Genomic DNA, 19,933 nt, shown 5'->3' on the forward strand with positions numbered 1-19,933 from the left:
GTTCAATTCTCAAGACTTCGAGAAATCGAAGTTGCTTTGAATGAACGGCACAATCGCATACAGCATAGCCTATAGCCGACATGGTTATAGGATCAAGCGACTAAGTGCACATGGTGGATGCCTTGGCGATTACAGGCGATGAAGGACGTGGTAGCCTGCGAAAAGCTACGGGGAGCTGGCAAACAAGCATTGATCCGTAGATGTCCGAATGGGGAAACCCACTCCGCAAGGAGTATCCTGCACTGAATACATAGGTGCAGAGAAGCGAACCGGGTGAACTGAAACATCTCAGTAGCTCGAGGAAAAGAAATCAACCGAGATTCCGAAAGTAGCGGCGAGCGAAATCGGAAGAGCCTGTACGATTTAGCGGTAATGATAGTGGAATGGATTGGAAACTCCAGCCGTAGCAGGTGATAGCCCTGTACACGAAATCAATACTGTGGAACTAAGCGTACGACAAGTAGGGCGGGACACGTGAAATCCTGTCTGAAGATGGGGGGACCATCCTCCAAGGCTAAATACTCGTAATCGACCGATAGTGAACCAGTACCGTGAGGGAAAGGCGAAAAGAACCCCGGAAGGGGAGTGAAATAGATCCTGAAACCGTGTGCATACAAACAGTAGGAGCCTCCTTGTGGGGTGACTGCGTACCTTTTGTATAATGGGTCAGCGACTTACATTCAGTGGCAAGCTTAACCGAATAGGGGAGGCGTAGCGAAAGCGAGTCCGAATAGGGCGTTCAGTCGCTGGGTGTAGACCCGAAACCAAGTGATCTATCCATGGCCAGGTTGAAGGTACCGTAACAGGTACTGGAGGACCGAACCCACTAATGTTGAAAAATTAGGGGATGAGCTGTGGATAGGGGTGAAAGGCTAAACAAACTTGGAAATAGCTGGTTCTCTCCGAAAACTATTTAGGTAGTGCCTCGCGTATTACTGCCGGGGGTAGAGCACTGTTATGGCTAGGGGGTCATGGCGACTTACCAAACCATGGCAAACTCCGAATACCGGCAAGTACAGCGCGGGAGACAGAGCACCGGGTGCTAACGTCCGGACTCAAGAGGGAAACAACCCAGACCGCCAGCTAAGGTCCCGAATTATTGCTAAGTGGGAAACGAAGTGGGAAGGCATAGACAGTCAGGAGGTTGGCTTAGAAGCAGCCACCCTTTAAAGAAAGCGTAATAGCTCACTGATCGAGTCGTCCTGCGCGGAAGATGTAACGGGGCTAAGCAATAAACCGAAGCTGCGGGTGTATATCTTAGATATACGCGGTAGGAGAGCGTTCTGTAAGCCTGCGAAGGTGGCTTGTAAAGGCTGCTGGAGGTATCAGAAGTGCGAATGCTGACATGAGTAGCGATAAAGGGGGTGAAAAGCCCCCTCGCCGTAAGTCCAAGGTTTCCTGCGCAACGTTCATCGGCGCAGGGTGAGTCGGCCCCTAAGGCGAGGCAGAGATGCGTAGCTGATGGGAAACTGGTTAATATTCCAGTACCGTCGTATAGTGCGATGGGGGGACGGATCGCGGAAGGTCATCAGGGTGTTGGAAGTCCCTGTTTCTGCATCGAAGAAGGCGCTTAGGCAAATCCGGGCGCGTAATTCAAGGGTGTGGATCGAGTGAAACTTGTTTCACGAAGTGATTGGAAGTGGTTCCAAGAAAAGCCTCTAAGCTTCAGCTATACGAGACCGTACCGCAAACCGACACAGGTGGACGGGATGAATATTCCAAGGCGCTTGAGAGAACTCGGGATAAGGAACTCGGCAAATTGATACCGTAACTTCGGGAGAAGGTATGCCCTTGTAGCGTGATGCACCTGCGTGCAAAGCGTGAAGGGGTCTCAGAGAATCGGTGGCTGCGACTGTTTATTAAAAACACAGCACTCTGCAAACACGAAAGTGGACGTATAGGGTGTGACGCCTGCCCGGTGCCGGAAGGTTAAGTGATGGGGTGCAAGCTCTTGATCGAAGCCCCGGTAAACGGCGGCCGTAACTATAACGGTCCTAAGGTAGCGAAATTCCTTGTCGGGTAAGTTCCGACCTGCACGAATGGCGTAACGATGGCCACACTGTCTCATCCCGAGACTCAGCGAAGTTGAAGTGGTTGTGATGATGCAATCTACCCGCGGCTAGACGGAAAGACCCCATGAACCTTTACTGTAGCTTTGCATTGGACTGTGAACAAATCTGTGTAGGATAGGTGGGAGGCGTTGAAAGCGAGTCGCCAGATTCGCCGGAGCCAACCTTGAAATACCACCCTGGTTTGTTTGCGGTTCTAACCTTGGCCCGTTATCCGGGTCGGGGACAGTGCATGGTGGGCAGTTTGACTGGGGCGGTCTCCTCCCAAAGTGTAACGGAGGAGTTCGAAGGTACGCTAGAGACGGTCGGAAATCGTCTTGATAGTGCAATGGCATAAGCGTGCTTAACTGCGAGACTGACAAGTCGAGCAGGTGCGAAAGCAGGACATAGTGATCCGGTGGTTCTGAATGGAAGGGCCATCGCTCAACGGATAAAAGGTACTCTGGGGATAACAGGCTGATACCGCCCAAGAGTTCATATCGACGGCGGTGTTTGGCACCTCGATGTCGGCTCATCACATCCTGGGGCTGTAGCCGGTCCCAAGGGTATGGCTGTTCGCCATTTAAAGTGGTACGTGAGCTGGGTTTAAAACGTCGTGAGACAGTTTGGTCCCTATCTGCCGTGGGCGTTGGATACTTGACGGAGCCTGCTCCTAGTACGAGAGGACCGGAGTGGACGTACCTCTGGTGTACCGGTTGTCATGCCAATGGCATTGCCGGGTAGCTAAGTACGGAAGAGATAACCGCTGAAAGCATCTAAGCGGGAAACTCGTCTGAAGATAAGGTATCCCGGGGGCTTGACCCCCCTGAAGGGTCGTTCGAGACCAGGACGTTGATAGGCTGGGTGTGGAAGTGCAGTAATGCATTAAGCTAACCAGTACTAATTGCCCGTGCGGCTTGATCCTATAACGATGGCGGTTAATAAACCTGCTAACGTCTGTATGACAAGTGCCGTTCAAAACTCAAAACCTGGCTGCTCCGTCAGCAGCCAGGCCAACGAAATAAATTACAACCTCAAGTGTGCGATGAGTTATACTCTCGCACCGTGTGTTTCTTCCGAATTGGGCCAGGATGGCTAAACCCCATCCCAGCCAAACAGTTACGCTTGACGACCATAGCAAGGTGGTACCACTCCTTCCCATCCCGAACAGGACAGTGAAACGCCTTCGCGCCGATGATAGTGGACGGACGTCTGTGAAAGTAGGTCATCGTCAAGCTCTTATCCTCAGAACCCCTCTCTGCACACGCAGAGAGGGGTTTTGTCTTTGGGGAACCGGAATTCTCCATCGCAGCGAACATCGGGTGGCGTGTGTCTCCAGAGTAGCCGTCCGGCGAACCCACCTTGTGCCGGCGGAGCAGTATGCACTCTGCGGAACAGATCGGGGCTGGCCCGAGACGCCGTCGGCGGTACACGGCGGAATACAAAAGTGACTTGGCGATACAGTGTCTGCAGTCGCATGTGTCGATTGCCTCGATCGCGTTGGCCCACGGATTGAACGCCAATCTGCTACGACGTTGGGTCGGGGAATACATAAAGACAGCCTGAATGCAGCGCCCACGTCATCGGGGCGCCTGCCTGCCTCAGCCTGCGGGCTTCAGCACCAGAATGTGATCCTCGGCTTCATCGGTGCCGCCGTCATGCACCCAGCCCAGATGACGGTAAAAACCGTAGGAACGTACCTTGGGATCACTGGAACAGGACAGGAACAGGGTTTGCCTGCCCAGGTGCCGCAAGGCCTCCACGACCTGACTCAGCAGCAAACGACCCAGGCCATGGCCTTCGTCTTCCGGTAGCAAAGCCAGTACCATGATTTCGCCTGTGCTTCTGTCAGCAAAGCAGTAACCGGCCATGCGTGTGCCAGCCCAGGCGATCAGGCCAATCAGTTCTCCGCTTTCGACACCTGCCCGCCAACTTGCTTCCGTGATGCCCTGCATGTCACTTACGGTTTTCCGGAGCGTCCCACTGATAGCCAGGCCCTGAGGGCGGGTTCGATCAATGAATTCAATGCCTGTTTGGATGCGCCATCACGTGCCTGGAATGAAATGGCCTGCATTACGCCGTGCAGAAACATTGCCATTTGCTCTGTGTCGGTATCGGGGTCAAGCTCGCCTTCTGCCTGGCCACGTTTGAGCCGGGTGTTGATGAGTTCGCGGGTTTGGCGGCGTGCGTCTAACAGGTGCTGTCTGGCGATAGTATTGTCCGGCAGATCATCGACGGCGCCGAGGACAAGCAGATAGCCACCAGGCCGCCGGGAAAGGGCAACTTCTATACTGCCCTCGAGCATGCCCTGGAGTCCCAGGCGCAAATCCGGTGCGTTTTCCAGGGCCAGCATGGGGGGATTTGCCCACAGTGGTCGACGGCTTCGCAGAATGCGGCGGCTTTCGAGCCGAATGCCGCGTAGAAGCTGGGCGGTGCGATGCCGGCGGCTGCCGTCAGTTCCACCAGTGTGGCAGCCTTCTATGCGCAACTGCGCACCCAGATCAGTTCCGAGCGTTTCGAGCTGAAAGACACCCTGGCGCAGGGGACGCGGGTGCTGGGCATTGGTGAGTTGGCGTCCCGAGTGAAGCGCACAGGAAAACTGATCGAGTCGGAATTCATTTTCGATTTCACGGTCGAGCGTGGCCTCATTACGCGCGTGCGTCTCTTTGAGGATAGCCATGCAGTCGCGCAGGCATGCCGCTGATTCCTGTTGTGTGACGTAGCGCTTGTACGCTGCCGAACGCTGGACGGGCAAAGAAAAAGCCCTTTGCAGTGGCTGCAAAGGGCTTTTCGAATTTGGCTCCCCGACCTGGGCTCGAACCAGGGACCTGCGGATTAACAGTCCGTCGCTCTACCGACTGAGCTATCGGGGAATTGAAGAAAACGATATTAGCACGACTCTCGTTTTTTTGCCAGGTGTGAGCCGTTTTTTTTGATCCCATCCATCTGATGGTACGCCATTGCTGGCGGGGAGGGCACGGCGTGGTGGGCGATGCCTTGCCCTCCGCTGAATGGTGCCGCGTTTCTCATTGATAGGGGGCAAAGAAAAAGCCCTTTGCAGTGGCTGCAAAGGGCTTTTCGAATTTGGCTCCCCGACCTGGGCTCGAACCAGGGACCTGCGGATTAACAGTCCGTCGCTCTACCGACTGAGCTATCGGGGAATTGAGAAAAAGATAATAGCATGCTTTTTTTATAAAGTGCAAGTCGCGTTCGCCCCAACAGTAGAAAATTCGTGCTGGTGACATAATGGAAGCCCTTTATGCTGCAATGCAGCGAAGCGTGGGCGACTATGTACCAGCTATATATTGCCAACAAAAATTATTCCTCCTGGTCTCTGCGGCCGTGGCTGCTGATGCGCGAGTTGCGCATCCCGTTCGAAGAGCGGCAGGCGCCGTTTTCCGGCGTTCACAGCTATGATGCGTTCCGCGTTTTTTCACCGACGGGGAAGGTGCCCTGCCTGGTGGATGACGATCTGGTTGTTTGGGATTCGATGGGGATTATTGAATTCCTGGCGGAGCGCCATCCGGATGTCTGGCCGCATGGGCTGGAAGCTCGCACCTGGGCCCGCTGCGCCGCTGCCGAGATGCACGCGGAGTTCGTTGCAATGAAGGAAGCCTGCCCGTTCAATTGCGGCATCAAAGTGCGTTTGGGGCAGATGGGCGAAGGCCTGGAGCAGGATCTGGCGCGTATCACAGAGTTGTGGTGCGAGGGCTTGGACCGCTTTGGGGGGCCGTTCCTGGCCGGGCCCCGCTTCGGTGCGGTGGATGCCTGCTATGCACCGCTGGCATTCAGCCTGCAGACTTACGGATTGAGCCTGCGTTCGGCACGGGCGGATGAGTATGCGGCCCGTTTGCGGGCGCTGGCGTCGATGCGGATCTGGTATGTGGAGGCGCTTTCCGAGACCTTGAGGGAGTCCGCCCACGAAGAGCGCGCCCGTCAGGCGGGCGAATGGCTGTCGGATCAGCGTGCCACGCGCAGCTTGCTGGCACCGGGCTGATGTTTGCCGCCGCTTGCCTTGGGGCAGCCCTGCCAACGGCTGATTTGCCAGTCATGCAGGCAGACGTTCTGATTAGTACGCAGCACGCGCATGAATGGCCTGGCGTTTCCGGTTCTCGCTTGAATGAGACACGATTTTTGACGCTTCTTGATTCGGGCTGGGCGAGTGTGGTGGGTTCAAGCGGCTACGATGGGTCTATCGCCGTGCTTTCTGGCGTACTGGATGTGGCCGGCAGGGTTCTGTCTGTCGCATTGTCCTGGCATTCAAGGAGAAATCAGCATGAAAAAATCATTCCGTCTGGCCCTGGGTCTGGCTGCCGCGCTGGCATTCGCATCGGGTGCCGCGCAGGCGCAATTGCTCGATAGCGTGAAGGGCGCCTTGGGTGGTTCTTCGTCCGGCTCCGCGCAAGAGGCGCCGGCGGCGTCTTCCGGTGGCAGCGGGCTGTCCGGGCTGGGCAATCTGGGGTCCGTCGGCAATCTGGCCGGAGATGCTGCCGGTTTGGGCCTGCCTTCGCTGGCGTCTGCCGGTACGGGCAATGTGGCCGGCCTGCTGCAGTTCTGCGTCAAGAATAACTATCTGTCCGGCAATGCCGTCGAAAATGTCCAGGAGAAACTGCTGGGTTCGCTTGGGGGGCAGAAGAAAGCCGAGAGCAATCCGGATTTCCTGAGCGGCCTGCAAGGCAAGGTGCTGGGTAGTGATGGCAGCGTTGATCTTAGCGGTGGCGGTTTCAAGGAAGAGCTGACCCGAAAGGCGTGCGATCAGGTGCTGGAACATGCTGGTTCGCTGATCTGAAACACGTATTCTGGCGTTTTCATGGTGCCAGAATACAGAGTTTCGGTTTCAAGTCTTTGGTGCCGATGGCATAAGGCTTGAAACCGTACGCGAGACACGCGCGAAGCGGGTTATCGCAGGAACAATCCAAGAATCCTGTCTCCCGTGGTAGGCCCCTATGCCGCTTGGGCCGACGCCGCCAAAAGGCAGGTCTTCCTGCGCGTAGTGCGTGAGCGATCCATTGACCGTGACATTGCCAGAGGTCGTGCGCGACAGTACTTTGCGCCGATCGTCGTCGTCATGGCCAAAGTAATAGAGGGCAAGAGGGCGCGGATGTGAATTGACATAAGCGATTGCCTCATCGAGCGAATGGTAGGTCTTGATTGGCAGGACCGGTCCGAATATCTCTTCCTGCATGATTTTCATGTCATCGGTCACGTTCAGAATGAGGGTCGGTGCTAGCGTGTGTGCGCGCAAGGATGCATCTTTTGGCTTGGCTCCGATTTCGAGGATACGAGCGCCTTGGGCGCGCGCATCCTCGATTAGCCCGGTCAGGCGAGCATGATGCCTCTCGTTGATGATCGAGGTGTAATCCGCACTGGTGGGGCCGTCCGGGTATAGCGCGTGGACGGCTTTGTCGAAGGCGCCGATGAAGCGATCCAGTGCTTTTTCGGGAACCAGGGCATAGTCCGGTGCGATGCAGGTCTGGCCTGCATTCGCGAGCTTGCCATAGGCCGTGCCTATTGCTGCCCGGTCCAGATCGAAGTTGCTGGCGACGATGACTGGCGATTTGCCGCCCAATTCCAGAGTGACGGGCACGAGGTGTGCGCTGGCTGCTTTCATGACTGCGCGGCCAACTGCCGTGCTGCCGGTAAACACCAGGTGATCGAATGGCAGCGCCGAAAAGGCAGCGCCCGTTCGTGCATCGCCTTGTATCACTGCCACCTGCTCTTCCGGAAAAATGTCGGCCAGTAGCCTGGCCAGCAGGGCGCTGGTGGCTGGTGTGAATTCGGAAGGTTTGATCAGTGCCCGGTTGCCTGCGGCGATGGCTGTTGCCAGTGGCATCACAGCCAGCGAGAACGGGTAGTTCCACGGTGCCATGATGCCTATTACGCCGAGTGGCTGATACTCGATGCGGGCGCTGCCCAGGCGCATGGCCAGCGCCACGCGGCGGCGCGTCGGTCGCATGAAGCGGCGCAGGTGCTTGTGTAGATAGTCGATTCCCATGATGAGCGTCATCAACTCCATGATGGCAGTCTCGTGTCGAGAGCGATGCCCGAAGTCGCTGCTGATCGCTGTGGCGATCTCGTCCTTGTTGGCCAGGATGGCGCTGCGCAGCTTTGTCAGGTCGGCTCGGCGACGTTCCAGTGATGGGGCATGGTCACGCAGGAAGGCTGTGCGCTGCCGCATGAGGGTACGTTCGAGCTGAAGGGCATCGTCATTTTCATTCATGGCGGATTCTTATGTTGACAGTGACAACATTGTGGGGCCTAAGCGCTTGAAAGTGACTTGTGTCAACATCGAGTTGTCAGGAGATAGTCATCAAGGAAACCATGTCGAATATTGTCGATCGTCCTTATCACCACGGAGATCTGAAGCGTGCGCTGATTGACACCGCCATGACGATGTTGCATGAGGACAAAAATTGGCAATTCATCCTGCGTGAGGTGGCGCGTCGAGCGCAAGTCAGTCATGCCGCGCCCTACAAGCATTTTGCGGATAAAGCCGCGTTGCTGAAAGAGGTCTCGCTCATCGGTTTCGATCAGTTGCGGGCGGCCCTGGCTCGTGCGACCGATGCCGGAGAGGCCTCTTTGCGTGCAGCGATTTTCGCGATGGCACAAGGCTATATTTGTTTTGCCACCACTAACCCAGGCCTGTACCGTCTGATGTTCAGTGCGGATGCCGGCTCCGGGACGGAGATTCATTTGAGCGAGCGGGCGCTTTCCACGCTGGGCGTTTTGGTGGATTTACTGGAGCGCGGCCAGGCCGACGGGCAATTGCGTCCAGGCGACGTACGCGCCCAGGTGGCGGCATGCTGGGCGATGGTGCATGGCTTGGCCTTGCTCAGTATGGATGGGCTGCTTTTGCCTGAGAAAGTTGGACCCCATGCGCTGGAAGGTGCGCTGACGGTCCTGTTTGATGGGCTGGGGAATGTCTAGGCCAGTCATGCCTGCAGTGCCCTGGGGCGTGGCAGGCCGCAGGCAGAAGCCGGAGCGTGTTGCGCCGCCGCCGTCCATGCAGGAGCATGCACGGCGGTAGGTGGGTTCAGTGCCAGCGGCGCGCGCGGTAATGATTGGCGAGCATGAGCAGCAGCACTCCGCCTACCAGCGGAAAGACCAGCAGGTTGAGGCTGTCCCATCCGGAGGTACTGAGCAACTGGCCGGACGAGAACGACGCAATGGCGACCACGCCGAACATAATGAAGTCGTTGGCGGCCTGGACTTTGGCGCGTTCCGCATGGGTATGCGTGGCGGTGATCATGTCGGTGGCGCCGATGAAACTGAAATTCCAGCCTACGCCCAGCAGTACCAGCGCCAGCCAGAAGTGAGACACGCTCATGCCGTTGAGGGCCGTGGCTGCAGAAGCGCCAATCAGGATCAGCCCCAGTGCGGCGATGTTGACGCTGCCGAAGCGCTGTATCAATTTACCTGTGAAGAAGCTGGGGCCAAACATGGCCAGGATATGCCACTGGATGCCCAGCGAAGCATCTTTCAGGGAATGGTCGTGACCGACCATCGCCATGGGCGCGGCCGTCATCAGGAAGCTCATCAGGCCGTAGGAGGCGACACCTGTGGCGATGGCAGTAATGAATGGCAGCGAGCTGGCGATTTCGCGCAGCGGCCTGGCGGCTGGCGCGTCCTCGGTCGGGTGGATTTTGTTTTTTTCCGGGGCCCGCAATATGGCGAGCAGGGGCAGCGCCAACAGGGCCAATACCGATTGGCCGATGAAGCTGGCGGCAAAAGGGGTGTCAGGCCAGATGTCACGGGTCAGGATGACGATCTGCGGGCCGATGATGGCCGCGGCCAGGCCGCCTACCATGATCCATGAAATGGCGCGCGGACGTTGGATGGCATCGAGTCCGTCGGTGGCGGCAAAACGGTAGCTTTGCACGTAGGCGCTATAGAGTCCGGCAATGATGGTGCCCAGGCAGAATAGCGCGAACCAGCCGGACAGAATGGCATAGGCGGCAAGCAGTCCGCTGATGATGCCCATGCAGGCGCCGATGAGGTAGGCATTCCTGCGGCCCAATCGGTGCATCAGGTAGGCGGCGGGCAATGTGCCGAGCGCCAGTCCCGCCTGGAAAGTGCTGACGGGCAGCGTGGCGAGCGCCGGGTTGGCGGAGAGGTTCTGGCCGACTAATCCTCCCAGTGAAATGATGATGGCGGGGCTGGCGGCGCCCAGCGCCTGGGCGCCGGTAAGCACGGCGACATTGCGCTGACGAGTCGGAGAAAGTGTGGCGGGCATGGGAAATGGGATGGGATAAGTTTATAAATAAATTATATATTGAAGTATATATTGTTATGGGTTTGCTTATGTGCCATCCGATGAAAGATAGCCGATTTGCGTGCGCGGCAGGAAGCCATGGAATACGCGTGGCGTACTGGTTTGGGTGGGAGCGGATGGGGCGCGTGGGAGGCGTTGCCAGGCTAGGTGGCAGCGTTGGGCGGGGCGGTGCTCGCGGCCGGCATGTGGCGGACGTCCGAGCTATGCCTGAAGAGAAAGGCCTGGCATGTGGATGGCAGGCATGCTGCAGCTCAGGGGCAGGCGCCGAGACGCCGCCCTCTGGTGTCCCGCAGCAGAGTTGCTGCGGGCGATGGTGAGTCGCATATCCCGATAGATGTGGGCTGCGATAGTGGGTCTTAAGTGATGGGACTCAGAGGATGCGGGCGGCTTCGTCGAAGGGCAAGCGGGGGCCGCGCGGGAAGCCCGCACCAGGAGCGGCATAGCCGAGGTTGACCAGGAAGTTGCTTTTCCATTTGCCGTCGGGGAAGAATTCGGCGTCCAGCTTGGCTGCATCGAAGCCGCTCATGGCGCCGACCGACAGGCCCAGGGCGCGGGCGGCGATGATCAGATAGGCGCCTTGCAGCGAGCTGTTGCGGAAAGCCGTCGGGTCGAGCAGGCCGGGATTGTTGATGAACAGGCTGCGCGCGTCGTAGCCGGGGAACTGGGTCGGCAGTTGTTCGTGGAACGCGGAGTCCTGGGCGATGATGACGGTGACCGGTGCGGCCAGCGTCTTGTCCAGGTTGCCTGCGGCCAGCGCTGGCGCGAGACGTTGCTTGGCTTCCTGGCTGCGTACGAAGACATAGCGGCCGGGCTGCGCGTTGAACGCGGTGGGGCCCCACTTCAGCAGTTCATAAAGCTGGTGCAGGGTGTCGTCAGTGACGGGCTGGCTGGTGAACTGATGGATGCTGTGCGCATCAGTGAACAATTGCGCGATGGCATCCTGCGGCAGAGGTGTGCTCATGGAGAGTGTGTCCTGTCTCGATCTGTGTGATGAGGAAATGCGTTTTTATTGTATCTGGGCGGTGTGTTTCCGATAGGGTGTTAGCTTATTACCGCAAGGGAAATAGAAACGGTTTTGAAGGCGCCTGCAACAGCTGTTGGGCGTTGGATGAATGGGTTGCACACAGCTTGAGGCATTGCCGTTATAATTCGCCCATAGAAAGCAGGGTTTCTGTATGCGCCGCTTGCCGGTAGCTGCGTCCATCGGACGCCGCCGGCGGTGTATCCATGCATCGTCCTGCTGTTTTCCAGGCGCCGCCCCTGAGCAGTTTCAGCAGGGTTCTTGACGGGTCTGAATTCCGGTAATTGAAAGTAGCAACTACTCCGACATCTGCCTTAACGGCAGAATGGAAGTGGTCTGCACCTGCCGATAGATAAAGTTTTGCGTCCAGGTTTGTGCCGTTCTTCCCCGTCCTGCGGGGAGGTTGCGACGGTACATGCGTTGCCTTACGCATTGGGATTTCATGAACGACGACGAGGCTGTAGTAGTGCTCGAGGCGGCGCTGTTATGCGCAGAGGCGCCTATGTCGCTTGCTGAATTGCGCAAGCTATTCGGTGCGCCATTGGTCGAGAGTGCCCAGGTGCGTGCCTGGCTGGAGCATTTGCAGGTGCGTTGGGAGGGGCGGGGTCTGGTCCTGACGGAGCTGGCTTCGGGTTGGCGCTTCCAGTCCACGCCGGCGATGCAGCCTTTCCTTGAGCGGCTGAACCCCGAGCGTTCGCCCCGGTACTCGCGGGCCGTGATGGAAACCCTGGCCATCATTGCATGGCGCCAGCCAGTCACCCGGGGTGATATTGAAGATATTCGCGGCGTGACGGTGTCGACGCAGATTATCCGGGTGCTGGAAGAACGCGGCTGGATAGAGGTCGTGGGTCATCGTGAGGCGCCGGGGCGGCCAGCACTGCTGGCGACCACGCGGCAGTTTCTGGACGATCTTGGCCTGCGTGCGCTGGACGAATTGCCGGATCTGCGTGCGCTGGATGATGCCGAACTGGCTGCCATAGGGCAAGGTTTGCTGGACGCGGCGCCGGAAGCGGCGGGCAGCGTGGAAATGGCTGAAGCAGGACAGCAGGACGATGTGCCCAGCCAGGCTGTTGGCGCATCGGAAACCGGAGATCCCGGTTTGCCGGCAGGAATCAATTCTGCGCATCAGGCAGAAGCTGATGGCATGAGCCGTGCGCAAGCTGCCGGCCAGTTGCCCCTGCAGCACGAAATGGAAATGCATGAGGCGCCCGAAGCAACGGGCGTCGCCGAAGCGGATGGCGCTGCAACAGCAGCCGATGCTGCCGGGGCTGACAATAAACAAGATAATTGAAATACGGAGTTTGGGTCGATATGGACAATGACTTGCAGCAGGACGGCGTGGTAGCCGAAGCCGGGTCTGGCGATGCGCCCGAAGGCGTGGCGCGTACTCGGGGGCGAAAATTGCGCACGCCGTTCCGCCGTCGCCGCACGGATAAGGGGGCGTCCTCGCAGCCTGGTGAGGGTGCCGAAAGTGCTGAGGGCGGCGTGACTGCAGTTGCTCAGGACGGCACGGCTGCGCCCGCTGCAGAGGGGGGGGCTCCTGCTGCCCCGCGCCGCCAGCCTCGGGCCCGCTCGGCGGGCAAGGGTGGGGCAGCCCGCTCGAAGGCGGGGGCTCAGGCGGCGCCGGCGGAAGGCAAGGCAGTGGTTGCCGGCACTGAAAAAGAAGCCCAGGAAGCGCTGGCCTATCTGGAGAGCTCTGCGCAGACGGCTCAACGGCTGGGCAAGTTCATGTCCAGCGATGCCGTGATGCCCAAGCTGCACAAGGTGCTGGCGGATGCGGGCATCGGTTCTCGCCGCGACATGGAAGAGTTGATCGTTGCCGGCCGTGTGTCCGTCAATGGCGAGCCGGCGCACATCGGCCAGCGCGTCAAGCCTGATGACCTGGTGCGTGTGAATGGCAAGCTGATCACGCGCCCCAACGCCAAGAAGCCGCCGCGCGTCATCCTGTATCACAAGCCCGCAGGGGAAATCGTCAGTCATGATGATCCGGCTGGCCGCGCCAATGTGTTCGCGCGCCTGCCCAAAATGAAGGTCGGCAAATGGCTGTCCGTTGGTCGCCTGGACCTGAATACCGAAGGGCTGCTGATTCTGACGACTTCCGGCGATATGGCCAATCGCCTGATGCACCCCCGCTATGGTGCGGAACGTGAATATGCGGTGCGTGTCCTTGGTGATCTGGGCGACGATCAGCGCCAGGCGCTGCTTGATGGGGTTGAGCTCGAGGATGGGCGTGCCGCATTCAACAGCCTTGAATTCATCGGTGGAGAAGGCAGCAATCGCTGGTATCGCGTCACCCTCAACGAGGGCCGTAATCGCGAAGTGCGGCGCATGTTCGAGCAGGCCGGCGTGACCGTCAGCCGGCTGATCCGCACCCGCTTCGGTGATGTCGTGCTCCCGCGCAATCTGAAGCGTGGTCGCTGGGAAGAGCTGGATGCGCAGGTCGTGACGGCCTTGCTGGTCAGTATGGGGCTGCTGCGCGATGAAGAAGGAACGGGCAAGGGGCGGCGCCCCGCCCAGCCTCTGTCGCATGACAGTGCGCTGCCGCCGGGATTCGGCACGATGGAGCGCAATGGCATGAGCGGCGCACGGGTAGGCAAGCGCGGCAAGTTGCAGGGTGGCCGCAAGGATGGCAGCCTGGATCCGTTTACGTCGGGTTTGATGATTTCCGGTGGTTATGCCAATGGGCATCCGCTGGCCGGGCAATCTCAAGGTGCTGGCAAGCCCAAGGGGGGGGGCGGTCGCGTGGCCAAGCCGGGTGGCCGGGCCGGCAAGCCGGCGCAGGGGCAAGGTCAGGGGCGTGGCCCGCGTGCTGCCGCTGAGGGGGATGCCGTGGCGACCCAGTCTCAGCAACCGCGTCGCCGCGCAGGTGCCGGCGGCAAGCCGGCCGCCAAACAGGCAGCCAAGTCGGGGACAGGCGCCGCACCGCGCCAGCAGAAGGCCGCCAAGCCGCAGTCCCAGGGCCGCAAGCCGCAAGGCCGCGCCCGCGACAAGGGTGATGATTGGCAGCCCAAGGGGCCGGCGGCGCACGAGTCGCGCCTGGGCTTCCTGTCCGGCGGCCGCGAAGGGCGCTAAGCATTTCCGCGGCCCGTGGCGGGAGTGCCTGATGATGTTGCAGGCGCCTGCCCATGGCAGGCAGGTGTCTTGCGGCGGGCCGTAGCGTTCATGCTTTCGCGGTGGATGGCATCTTGCTGCTGCAGGCCGCCGGATTCTGTGGTTTTGGTACATCGAACGCCTACTTTAGGCGTTCAGTGGCGATTTCTGCTAAAATCCACTGTTTTCATGGTCTTGTCGGATTTTGTCTGCGCTGCATTGGTTGGCGTGGCAGACGGCAGGCGCCATGCGCAGGAGCAGCGCCGGTCGTCGGCGTGCTCCGGCCTTCAGGCTGGCGCGCCGCTGCCGGCTCCAGGTAATTCCTGGTCGCTCTCAACGGCAATGATGGTGCCTGGCACAGGCGCAACATATGGGCTGGGCGATCACAGCCCATTTTTTTTGAATATGGCAGATTTATACGCATTGACGGAAGCTGCCCTGGCGGGCATGGGTGTCGAATTGGTCGACGTCGAACGTGCCGCCCAGGGGTTGCTGCGAGTAACCATTGACCGCGAAGGCGGTGTGACCCTGGAAGACTGCGAGCAGGTATCCAGGCAGCTTTCGCGCGTTTTCGAGGTCGAGAACATCGACTACCAGCGGCTGGAGGTCAGTTCTCCCGGCGTCGACCGGCCGTTGCGCCGTGAGGCGGATTTCGTCCGTTTTGCGGGCGAGCGGGTCGAAATCAAACTGCGCGAGCCGCTGGAGAACCGCAAGGTGTTTTCTGGCGTGTTGCGAGTGGCCGAAGCCGAGGGCGGCGACGCCGCCGGGTTTGAGCTGGAATTTGAGGCAAAGAAGGGCGAGGTTCAGGTCTTGAAGTTCGTGTTCGACGACGTCGAGCGCGCCAAGCTGGATCCGCTTCTGAATTTCAAGGGCAAAAAGCGATGAGTCGCGAAATTCTTTTGTTGGTCGATGCGCTGGCGCGTGAAAAGAACGTGGCCCGTGAAGTGGTCTTCGAAGCCGTCGAGGGCGCCTTGGCCTCGGCCATGAAGAAACGTTTCAAGGACGACGCGGACATCCGCGTGTCGATTGATCGTACGACGGGCGAGCACGAAGGCTTCCGCCGGTGGCTGGTTGTGCCCGACGAGGCCGGCCTGCAGGCACCGGATCGCGAAGAACTGCTGTCCGACGCGGAAGAGGCCGTGCCTGGCATTCAGGTGGGCGAGTACATCGAAGAGCCGCTCGAGCCGGTCGAGTTCGGGCGCATCGGCGCCCAGGCAGCCAAGCAGGCTATTCTGCAGAAGATCCGCGACGCAGAGCGCGAACAGGTGCTCAATGACTTCCTAGAGCGCGGTGAAAGCATCGTGTCCGGCGCGGTCAAGCGTATGGACAAGGGTGATTGCATCATCGACCTGGGCCGTATTGAGGCGCGCCTGCCGCGCTCCGAGATGATCCCCAAGGAAAACCTGCGCATCGGCGACCGCGTGCGTGCCTATGTGAAGACGGTGGATCATGCTGCACGTGGCCAGCAGGTCATTCTGTCGCGCACGTCGCCCGAATTCATCAAGGAACTGTTCGAGAATGAAGTGCCCGAAATCGAACAGGGCCTGCTGGAAATCAAGGCGGCCGCGCGTGACGCCGGCATGCGTGCCAAGATTGCGGTGGTCGCCTATGACAAGCGCATCGACCCCATCGGTACCTGCGTTGGCATGCGCGGTTCGCGCGTGACCGCCGTGCGCAACGAGCTGGGCGGAGAACAGGTCGACATCGTGTTGTGGTCGGAAGATCCGGCGCAGTTCGTCATCGGTGCCCTGGCGCCGGCCAATGTCGAATCCATCGTGGTCGATGAAGACCGCCATGCCATGGATGTCGTGGTGGACGAAGAAAACCTGCCCAAGGCCATCGGCGCCAAGGGCCAGAACGTGCGTCTGGCCTCCGAGCTGACCGGCTGGCAGATCAATATCATGACGCCGCAGGAAAGCCAGGACCGTGCCGAGACCGAACGTGCGGCCTGGCGTGAGATCTTCATGGGCAAGCTGGATGTGGATGAGGAAATCGCCAACATCCTGATCGACGAAGGCTTTACCGGCCTCGAGGAAGTGGCCTATGTGCCCATCCACGAGCTGCTGGAAATTGAGGCCTTCGACGAAGATACCGTCAACGAATTGCGTGCCCGTGCCCGCAATGCGCTGCAAGAAGAAGCCGAGCGCAACGCCAGCCAGGAGCCGGATCTGGCCCTGGACACGCTGGAAGGCGTGACGCCGGAACTGTTGGCAGTTCTGGATGCGCATGGTGTGAAGGACCGCGATGATCTTGCGGAACTGGCGACCGACGAATTGGCCGAACTGGCCGGTATCGACGCCGAGACCGCCAGCGAGCTGATCATGCGCGCCCGGGCCCACTGGTTCAATGATGAGGGCAGCGCGTCTGCTGATTGACGCGTGTCTGCTGTCATGAGCCATAGATAGAATAGAAGTCATCAGGTTGAGAGAGAGCCGAATGTCGAGTAATACCGTCGCCCAGTTCGCTAGTGAGCTGAAAATATCTGCAACTGTGCTGCTTGAGCAGTTCAGGGGAGCAGGTGTTGACCTCAAATCGGTAGACGATGCCGTCACTGATAGCGATAAGGCGAAGCGGTCGGATTGGATGCGCCGCAAGGAAGGTTCTGCGGAGGGGGGGCGGAAAATCACGCTGACCCGTCGGCAGACTTCCGAAATCCGCCAGGCCGATGCCAGCGGACGTTCGCGCACGATTTCCGTGGAAGTCCGCAAGAAGCGGGTTTTCGTGAAGCGCGATACGCTGGATACGTCGGCGGCGCCTGCCGAAGCGGCAGTTGCTCCCACACCGGTAGTCGCGCCAGAATCGGCTGCTCCCGCACCTGTCGTGGCGGCCAAGCCTGACGCTGCTCCGGTCCAGGCCGCACCGGTTGATACGCCGGTGGCTGAGTCCGTGGCTCAACCTGAAGTCCAGACGCCGGCGCAGGCGCCCGAACCCGTTGCGGTGGAAGCCGCACCGGCGGCGCCCGAAGTCGTCAAGCAACCCGAGGTGCTGGCCGAGCCCGCGCCCGTGGTTGAAAGTGCCGCTGCCGAGCCCGCAGCGGTAGTTCCAGAAGAGAAACAGGAACCGGAAGCTCCTTTGAATAAGATTGTTGCGCCGTCCGTCGCGGATCGCGGCGAGACCCAGTCGTCCAGGCAAGATCATGAAGCCGGCCGCGCTGCTGCGCCCCAGGCACGGCAGGAAAACAAGAAACCTGCAGCGGCTGCACAGCCTGCTGCGGGCCGTCCTGCCGCGCCTGCGGCAGGCGCTCCGGCCGGTGCCCGCAAGCCCGCGCTCAGCCCGTTGCGCAATCTGCGCCGTGGCGAGCCGCCTGCTTCCGCACCGCGTGCCGCTGCAACTGAAAACGAAGGTGGCAATTCCGATCGCGAAGCGGCTCGCCGCCGCGCCGAAGCGGAAGCTGCCGCCCTGCGCGAGATGCTGAACCGTCCGCGCAAGGTGTTGCGTGCGCCGGAACCGGAAACGAAGCCGGCGACGACGCTGCACAAGCCTGCTGCTGGCAAGGGCAAGGAAAAGGACAAGGCCGCCAAGGAAGAAACCGGTGGCAAGAAGGTCGTCAAGGCAGCCGAGCTGTCTTCGTCCTGGTCCGATGAAAGCGCCCGCAAGAAGCCGGCCGACAAGGCCGCTCCCGGCGCCCGCGAAGGCTGGCGTGCCGGTGGCAAGGCAGGCAAGGGCGGCAAGGGTGGCAAGGGCGGCCGTCGTGGTCAGGGTGACCGCAATTCGGCGCAGCAGCCCGCTCAGGCAGAATTCATTTCGCGTGAAGTCCACGTGCCGGAAACCATCACTGTGGCCGACCTGGCCCACAAGATGGCCGTGAAGGCAGCCGAGGTCATCAAGCAATTGATGAAGCTGGGCCAGATGGTGACGATCAACCAGGTGCTGGATCAGGAAACCGCGATGATCGTGGTCGAAGAGCTCGGCCACAAGGCAATCGCCGCCAAGCTGGATGATCCGGAAGCCTTCCTGATCGACCAGGAAGCGGAACAATCCGAAGTGATCGAGCTGCCGCGTGCGCCGGTCGTGACCGTCATGGGCCACGTCGACCACGGCAAGACCTCGCTGCTGGATTACATCCGCCGCACCAAGGTTGCCACTGGCGAAGCCGGCGGCATCACCCAGCATATCGGCGCGTACAGCGTGGATACGGAACGTGGCATGGTGACCTTCCTGGACACCCCGGGCCACGAAGCCTTTACCGCAATGCGTGCCCGTGGCGCCAAGGCCACTGACATCGTCATCCTGGTGGTGGCGGCGGACGACGGCGTGATGCCGCAGACCCGCGAAGCCATTCACCACGCCAAGGCGGCGGGCGTGCCCATCGTCGTGGCGATCAACAAGGTCGACAAACCCGAAGCCAACCCCGAGCGCGTCAAGCAGGAGTTGGTGGCAGAGGAAGTCGTGCCGGAAGAATACGGCGGCGATATCCCGTTCGTGCCTGTGTCTGCCAAGACCGGCCAGGGCATCGACGACCTGCTGGAAAACGTGCTGCTGCAGGCAGAAATGCTGGAGCTCAAGGCGCCGGTCGATGCACCGGCCAAGGGCCTGGTCATCGAAGCCCGCCTGGACAAGGGCCGTGGCGCCGTGGCAACCATCCTGGTGCTGAGCGGCACCCTGCATCGTGGTGACGCCGTGTTGGCAGGTGCCAGCTACGGCCGTGTCCGCGCCATGCTCGATGATACGGGCAAGCCGACCAACTCGGCCGGTCCCGCCATCCCGGTGGAAATCCAGGGCCTGACCGAAGTTCCTGCCGCTGGCGATGAACTGATGGTGCTGAACGACGAGCGCAAGGCGCGTGAAATCGCGCTGTTCCGCCAAGGCAAGTTCCGTGACGTCAAACTGGCGCGTCAGCAGGCTGCCAAGCTGGAATCCATGTTCGACAACATGCGCGAAGGCACGCAGACTCTGTCGCTCATCATCAAGACCGACGTGCAGGGTTCGCAGGAAGCACTGGCGCAGTCGCTGCTCAAGCTGGCAACCGACGAGGTCCGAGTGCAGGTGGTCCACGCCGGCGTGGGTGGCATCAGCGAAAGCGACATCAACCTGGCCATCGCCTCCGGCGCCGTCGTCATCGGCTTCAATGTCCGTGCCGACCAGAGCGCCAAGAAGCTGGCCGAAAGCAACGATGTGGACGTGCGCTACTACAACATCATCTACGACGCCGTGGATGAGGTGAAGGCTGCCATGTCCGGCATGCTGGCACCGGAAAAGCGCGAAGAGATCATCGGCCTGGTCGAGATCCGCGAGATCTTCAGTGTGTCGCGAGTGGGCAACATCGCCGGTTGTATGGTGCTGGAAGGCCTGGTGCGCCGCGATTCGCAAGTGCGCCTGTTGCGCCGCAACGTGGTTCAATGGACCGGCCAGCTGGATTCGCTGCGCCGCTTCAAGGACGACGTCAAGGAAGTCAAGTCTGGCTTCGATTGCGGTCTGACGCTGCGTGGTTACAACGATATTGAAGTGGGCGACCAGCTCGAAGTCTTCGAGATCAAGGAAATTGCCCGGACGCTGTAAGAA

At 60.0% G+C, this 19,933-nt stretch carries 15 protein-coding genes, 2 tRNA genes and 2 rRNA genes; 12 read left to right on the forward strand and 7 right to left on the reverse strand.

The features are described 5' to 3' along the window. The first annotated feature begins 90 nt into the window (after positions 1–90). The 3 genes from ACEW7X_RS05330 (at position 91) to ACEW7X_RS05340 (ending at position 3,614) form a co-directional block, all read left to right on the forward strand. Positions 91–2,973 (forward strand): 23S ribosomal RNA (locus tag ACEW7X_RS05330). Between the two features lie 199 nt (positions 2,974–3,172). Then, positions 3,173–3,285: ribosomal RNA gene (rrf, locus tag ACEW7X_RS05335) — 5S ribosomal RNA — on the forward strand. Between the two features lie 143 nt (positions 3,286–3,428). Next, the gene (locus ACEW7X_RS05340; RefSeq protein WP_372726478.1) at positions 3,429–3,614 is read left to right on the forward strand and encodes a transposase; all 186 of its coding nucleotides are present in this window, start codon (positions 3,429–3,431) and stop codon (positions 3,612–3,614) included. A 35-nt stretch (positions 3,615–3,649) separates the two neighbouring features. Here ACEW7X_RS05340 and ACEW7X_RS05345 read toward each other — a convergent pair whose 3' ends face one another. Next, positions 3,650–4,003: a GNAT family N-acetyltransferase gene (locus tag ACEW7X_RS05345; RefSeq protein WP_420177711.1), complete on the reverse strand. Its 354-nt coding sequence runs from the start codon at positions 4,001–4,003 to the stop codon at positions 3,650–3,652. 5 nt (positions 4,004–4,008) lie between these two features. Then, positions 4,009–4,401, reverse strand: coding sequence for a TetR family transcriptional regulator C-terminal domain-containing protein (locus ACEW7X_RS05350; RefSeq protein ID WP_130486792.1), 393 nt, complete (start codon positions 4,399–4,401; stop codon positions 4,009–4,011). Between the two features lie 84 nt (positions 4,402–4,485). Between ACEW7X_RS05350 and ACEW7X_RS05355 the strand changes: the two genes are divergently transcribed. Then, entirely contained in the window at positions 4,486–4,752 is a 267-nt protein-coding gene (locus ACEW7X_RS05355) for a nuclear transport factor 2 family protein (protein WP_193755166.1), read from the forward strand. 93 nt (positions 4,753–4,845) lie between these two features. Here ACEW7X_RS05355 and ACEW7X_RS05360 read toward each other — a convergent pair. Both ACEW7X_RS05360 and ACEW7X_RS05365 read right to left on the reverse strand, forming a co-directional pair. After that, positions 4,846–4,921 (reverse strand) — tRNA-Asn (locus ACEW7X_RS05360). Positions 4,922–5,133: 212 nt separating this feature from the next. Further along, positions 5,134–5,209 (reverse strand) — tRNA-Asn (locus tag ACEW7X_RS05365). A gap of 98 nt (positions 5,210–5,307) precedes the next feature. On the opposite strand from ACEW7X_RS05365, the gene ACEW7X_RS05370 reads away from it, so the two are divergent. Both ACEW7X_RS05370 and ACEW7X_RS05375 read left to right on the forward strand, forming a co-directional pair. Continuing rightward, the gene (locus ACEW7X_RS05370) at positions 5,308–6,045 is read left to right on the forward strand and encodes a glutathione S-transferase (RefSeq protein WP_202969527.1); all 738 of its coding nucleotides are present in this window, start codon (positions 5,308–5,310) and stop codon (positions 6,043–6,045) included. Positions 6,046–6,324: 279 nt separating this feature from the next. Next, complete coding sequence (locus tag ACEW7X_RS05375) at positions 6,325–6,837, forward strand: DUF2501 domain-containing protein (RefSeq protein ID WP_165389976.1); 513 nt, start codon at positions 6,325–6,327, stop codon at positions 6,835–6,837. A gap of 48 nt (positions 6,838–6,885) precedes the next feature. On the opposite strand, the gene ACEW7X_RS05380 is transcribed toward ACEW7X_RS05375, so the two are convergent. Further along, positions 6,886–8,268, reverse strand: a complete 1,383-nt coding sequence (locus ACEW7X_RS05380) for a coniferyl aldehyde dehydrogenase (RefSeq protein ID WP_420177712.1) — start codon at positions 8,266–8,268, stop codon at positions 6,886–6,888. A gap of 101 nt (positions 8,269–8,369) precedes the next feature. Between ACEW7X_RS05380 and ACEW7X_RS05385 the strand changes: the two genes are divergently transcribed. Continuing rightward, entirely contained in the window at positions 8,370–8,975 is a 606-nt protein-coding gene (locus ACEW7X_RS05385) for a TetR/AcrR family transcriptional regulator (protein ID WP_253595732.1), read from the forward strand. Positions 8,976–9,081: 106 nt separating this feature from the next. Here the strand turns inward: ACEW7X_RS05385 and ACEW7X_RS05390 are convergent, their stop codons facing one another. Together ACEW7X_RS05390 and ACEW7X_RS05395 are read right to left on the reverse strand one after the other, a co-directional pair. After that, a complete protein-coding gene (locus ACEW7X_RS05390) occupies positions 9,082–10,281 on the reverse strand; it encodes an MFS transporter (RefSeq protein WP_068369171.1) in 1,200 nt (399 codons plus the stop codon). A gap of 409 nt (positions 10,282–10,690) precedes the next feature. Beyond that, positions 10,691–11,281: a malonic semialdehyde reductase gene (locus ACEW7X_RS05395; protein ID WP_068369168.1), complete on the reverse strand. Its 591-nt coding sequence runs from the start codon at positions 11,279–11,281 to the stop codon at positions 10,691–10,693. A 502-nt stretch (positions 11,282–11,783) separates the two neighbouring features. Between ACEW7X_RS05395 and scpB the strand changes: the two genes are divergently transcribed. The 5 genes from scpB (at position 11,784) to infB (ending at position 19,930) form a co-directional block, all read left to right on the forward strand. Beyond that, a complete protein-coding gene (scpB, locus tag ACEW7X_RS05400; protein ID WP_083969492.1) occupies positions 11,784–12,632 on the forward strand; it encodes an SMC-Scp complex subunit ScpB in 849 nt (282 codons plus the stop codon). Between the two features lie 20 nt (positions 12,633–12,652). Beyond that, positions 12,653–14,413, forward strand: coding sequence for a pseudouridine synthase (locus ACEW7X_RS05405; protein ID WP_420177713.1), 1,761 nt, complete (start codon positions 12,653–12,655; stop codon positions 14,411–14,413). 423 nt (positions 14,414–14,836) lie between these two features. Further along, positions 14,837–15,316, forward strand: coding sequence for a ribosome maturation factor RimP (gene rimP / locus ACEW7X_RS05410; RefSeq protein ID WP_068369469.1), 480 nt, complete (start codon positions 14,837–14,839; stop codon positions 15,314–15,316). Beyond that, entirely contained in the window at positions 15,313–16,806 is a 1,494-nt protein-coding gene (gene nusA, locus ACEW7X_RS05415) for a transcription termination factor NusA (protein ID WP_127773487.1), read from the forward strand. Before rimP ends, nusA begins: the two co-directional genes overlap by 4 nt. A 61-nt stretch (positions 16,807–16,867) precedes the next feature. Next, a complete protein-coding gene (gene infB, locus ACEW7X_RS05420; protein WP_134838219.1) occupies positions 16,868–19,930 on the forward strand; it encodes a translation initiation factor IF-2 in 3,063 nt (1,020 codons plus the stop codon). Positions 19,931–19,933: the final 3 nt, after the last annotated feature.

Source organism: Kerstersia gyiorum, assembly GCF_048595715.1.
Taxonomy (GTDB): Bacteria; Pseudomonadota; Gammaproteobacteria; order Burkholderiales; family Burkholderiaceae_B; genus Kerstersia; species Kerstersia gyiorum.

Coding starts and splice junctions, on each gene's coding strand:
- ACEW7X_RS05340 (WP_372726478.1), top strand. CDS start 3,429: ATGCACTCTGCGGAACAGATCGGGGCTGGCCCGAGACGCCGTCGGCGG.
- ACEW7X_RS05345 (WP_420177711.1), bottom strand. CDS start 4,003: ATGCAGGGCATCACGGAAGCAAGTTGGCGGGCAGGTGTCGAAAGCGGA.
- ACEW7X_RS05350 (WP_130486792.1), bottom strand. CDS start 4,401: ATGCTGGCCCTGGAAAACGCACCGGATTTGCGCCTGGGACTCCAGGGC.
- ACEW7X_RS05355 (WP_193755166.1), top strand. CDS start 4,486: ATGCCGGCGGCTGCCGTCAGTTCCACCAGTGTGGCAGCCTTCTATGCG.
- ACEW7X_RS05370 (WP_202969527.1), top strand. CDS start 5,308: ATGCTGCAATGCAGCGAAGCGTGGGCGACTATGTACCAGCTATATATT.
- ACEW7X_RS05375 (WP_165389976.1), top strand. CDS start 6,325: ATGAAAAAATCATTCCGTCTGGCCCTGGGTCTGGCTGCCGCGCTGGCA.
- ACEW7X_RS05380 (WP_420177712.1), bottom strand. CDS start 8,268: ATGAATGAAAATGACGATGCCCTTCAGCTCGAACGTACCCTCATGCGG.
- ACEW7X_RS05385 (WP_253595732.1), top strand. CDS start 8,370: ATGTCGAATATTGTCGATCGTCCTTATCACCACGGAGATCTGAAGCGT.
- ACEW7X_RS05390 (WP_068369171.1), bottom strand. CDS start 10,281: ATGCCCGCCACACTTTCTCCGACTCGTCAGCGCAATGTCGCCGTGCTT.
- ACEW7X_RS05395 (WP_068369168.1), bottom strand. CDS start 11,281: ATGAGCACACCTCTGCCGCAGGATGCCATCGCGCAATTGTTCACTGAT.
- scpB (WP_083969492.1), top strand. CDS start 11,784: ATGAACGACGACGAGGCTGTAGTAGTGCTCGAGGCGGCGCTGTTATGC.
- ACEW7X_RS05405 (WP_420177713.1), top strand. CDS start 12,653: ATGGACAATGACTTGCAGCAGGACGGCGTGGTAGCCGAAGCCGGGTCT.
- rimP (WP_068369469.1), top strand. CDS start 14,837: ATGGCAGATTTATACGCATTGACGGAAGCTGCCCTGGCGGGCATGGGT.
- nusA (WP_127773487.1), top strand. CDS start 15,313: ATGAGTCGCGAAATTCTTTTGTTGGTCGATGCGCTGGCGCGTGAAAAG.
- infB (WP_134838219.1), top strand. CDS start 16,868: ATGTCGAGTAATACCGTCGCCCAGTTCGCTAGTGAGCTGAAAATATCT.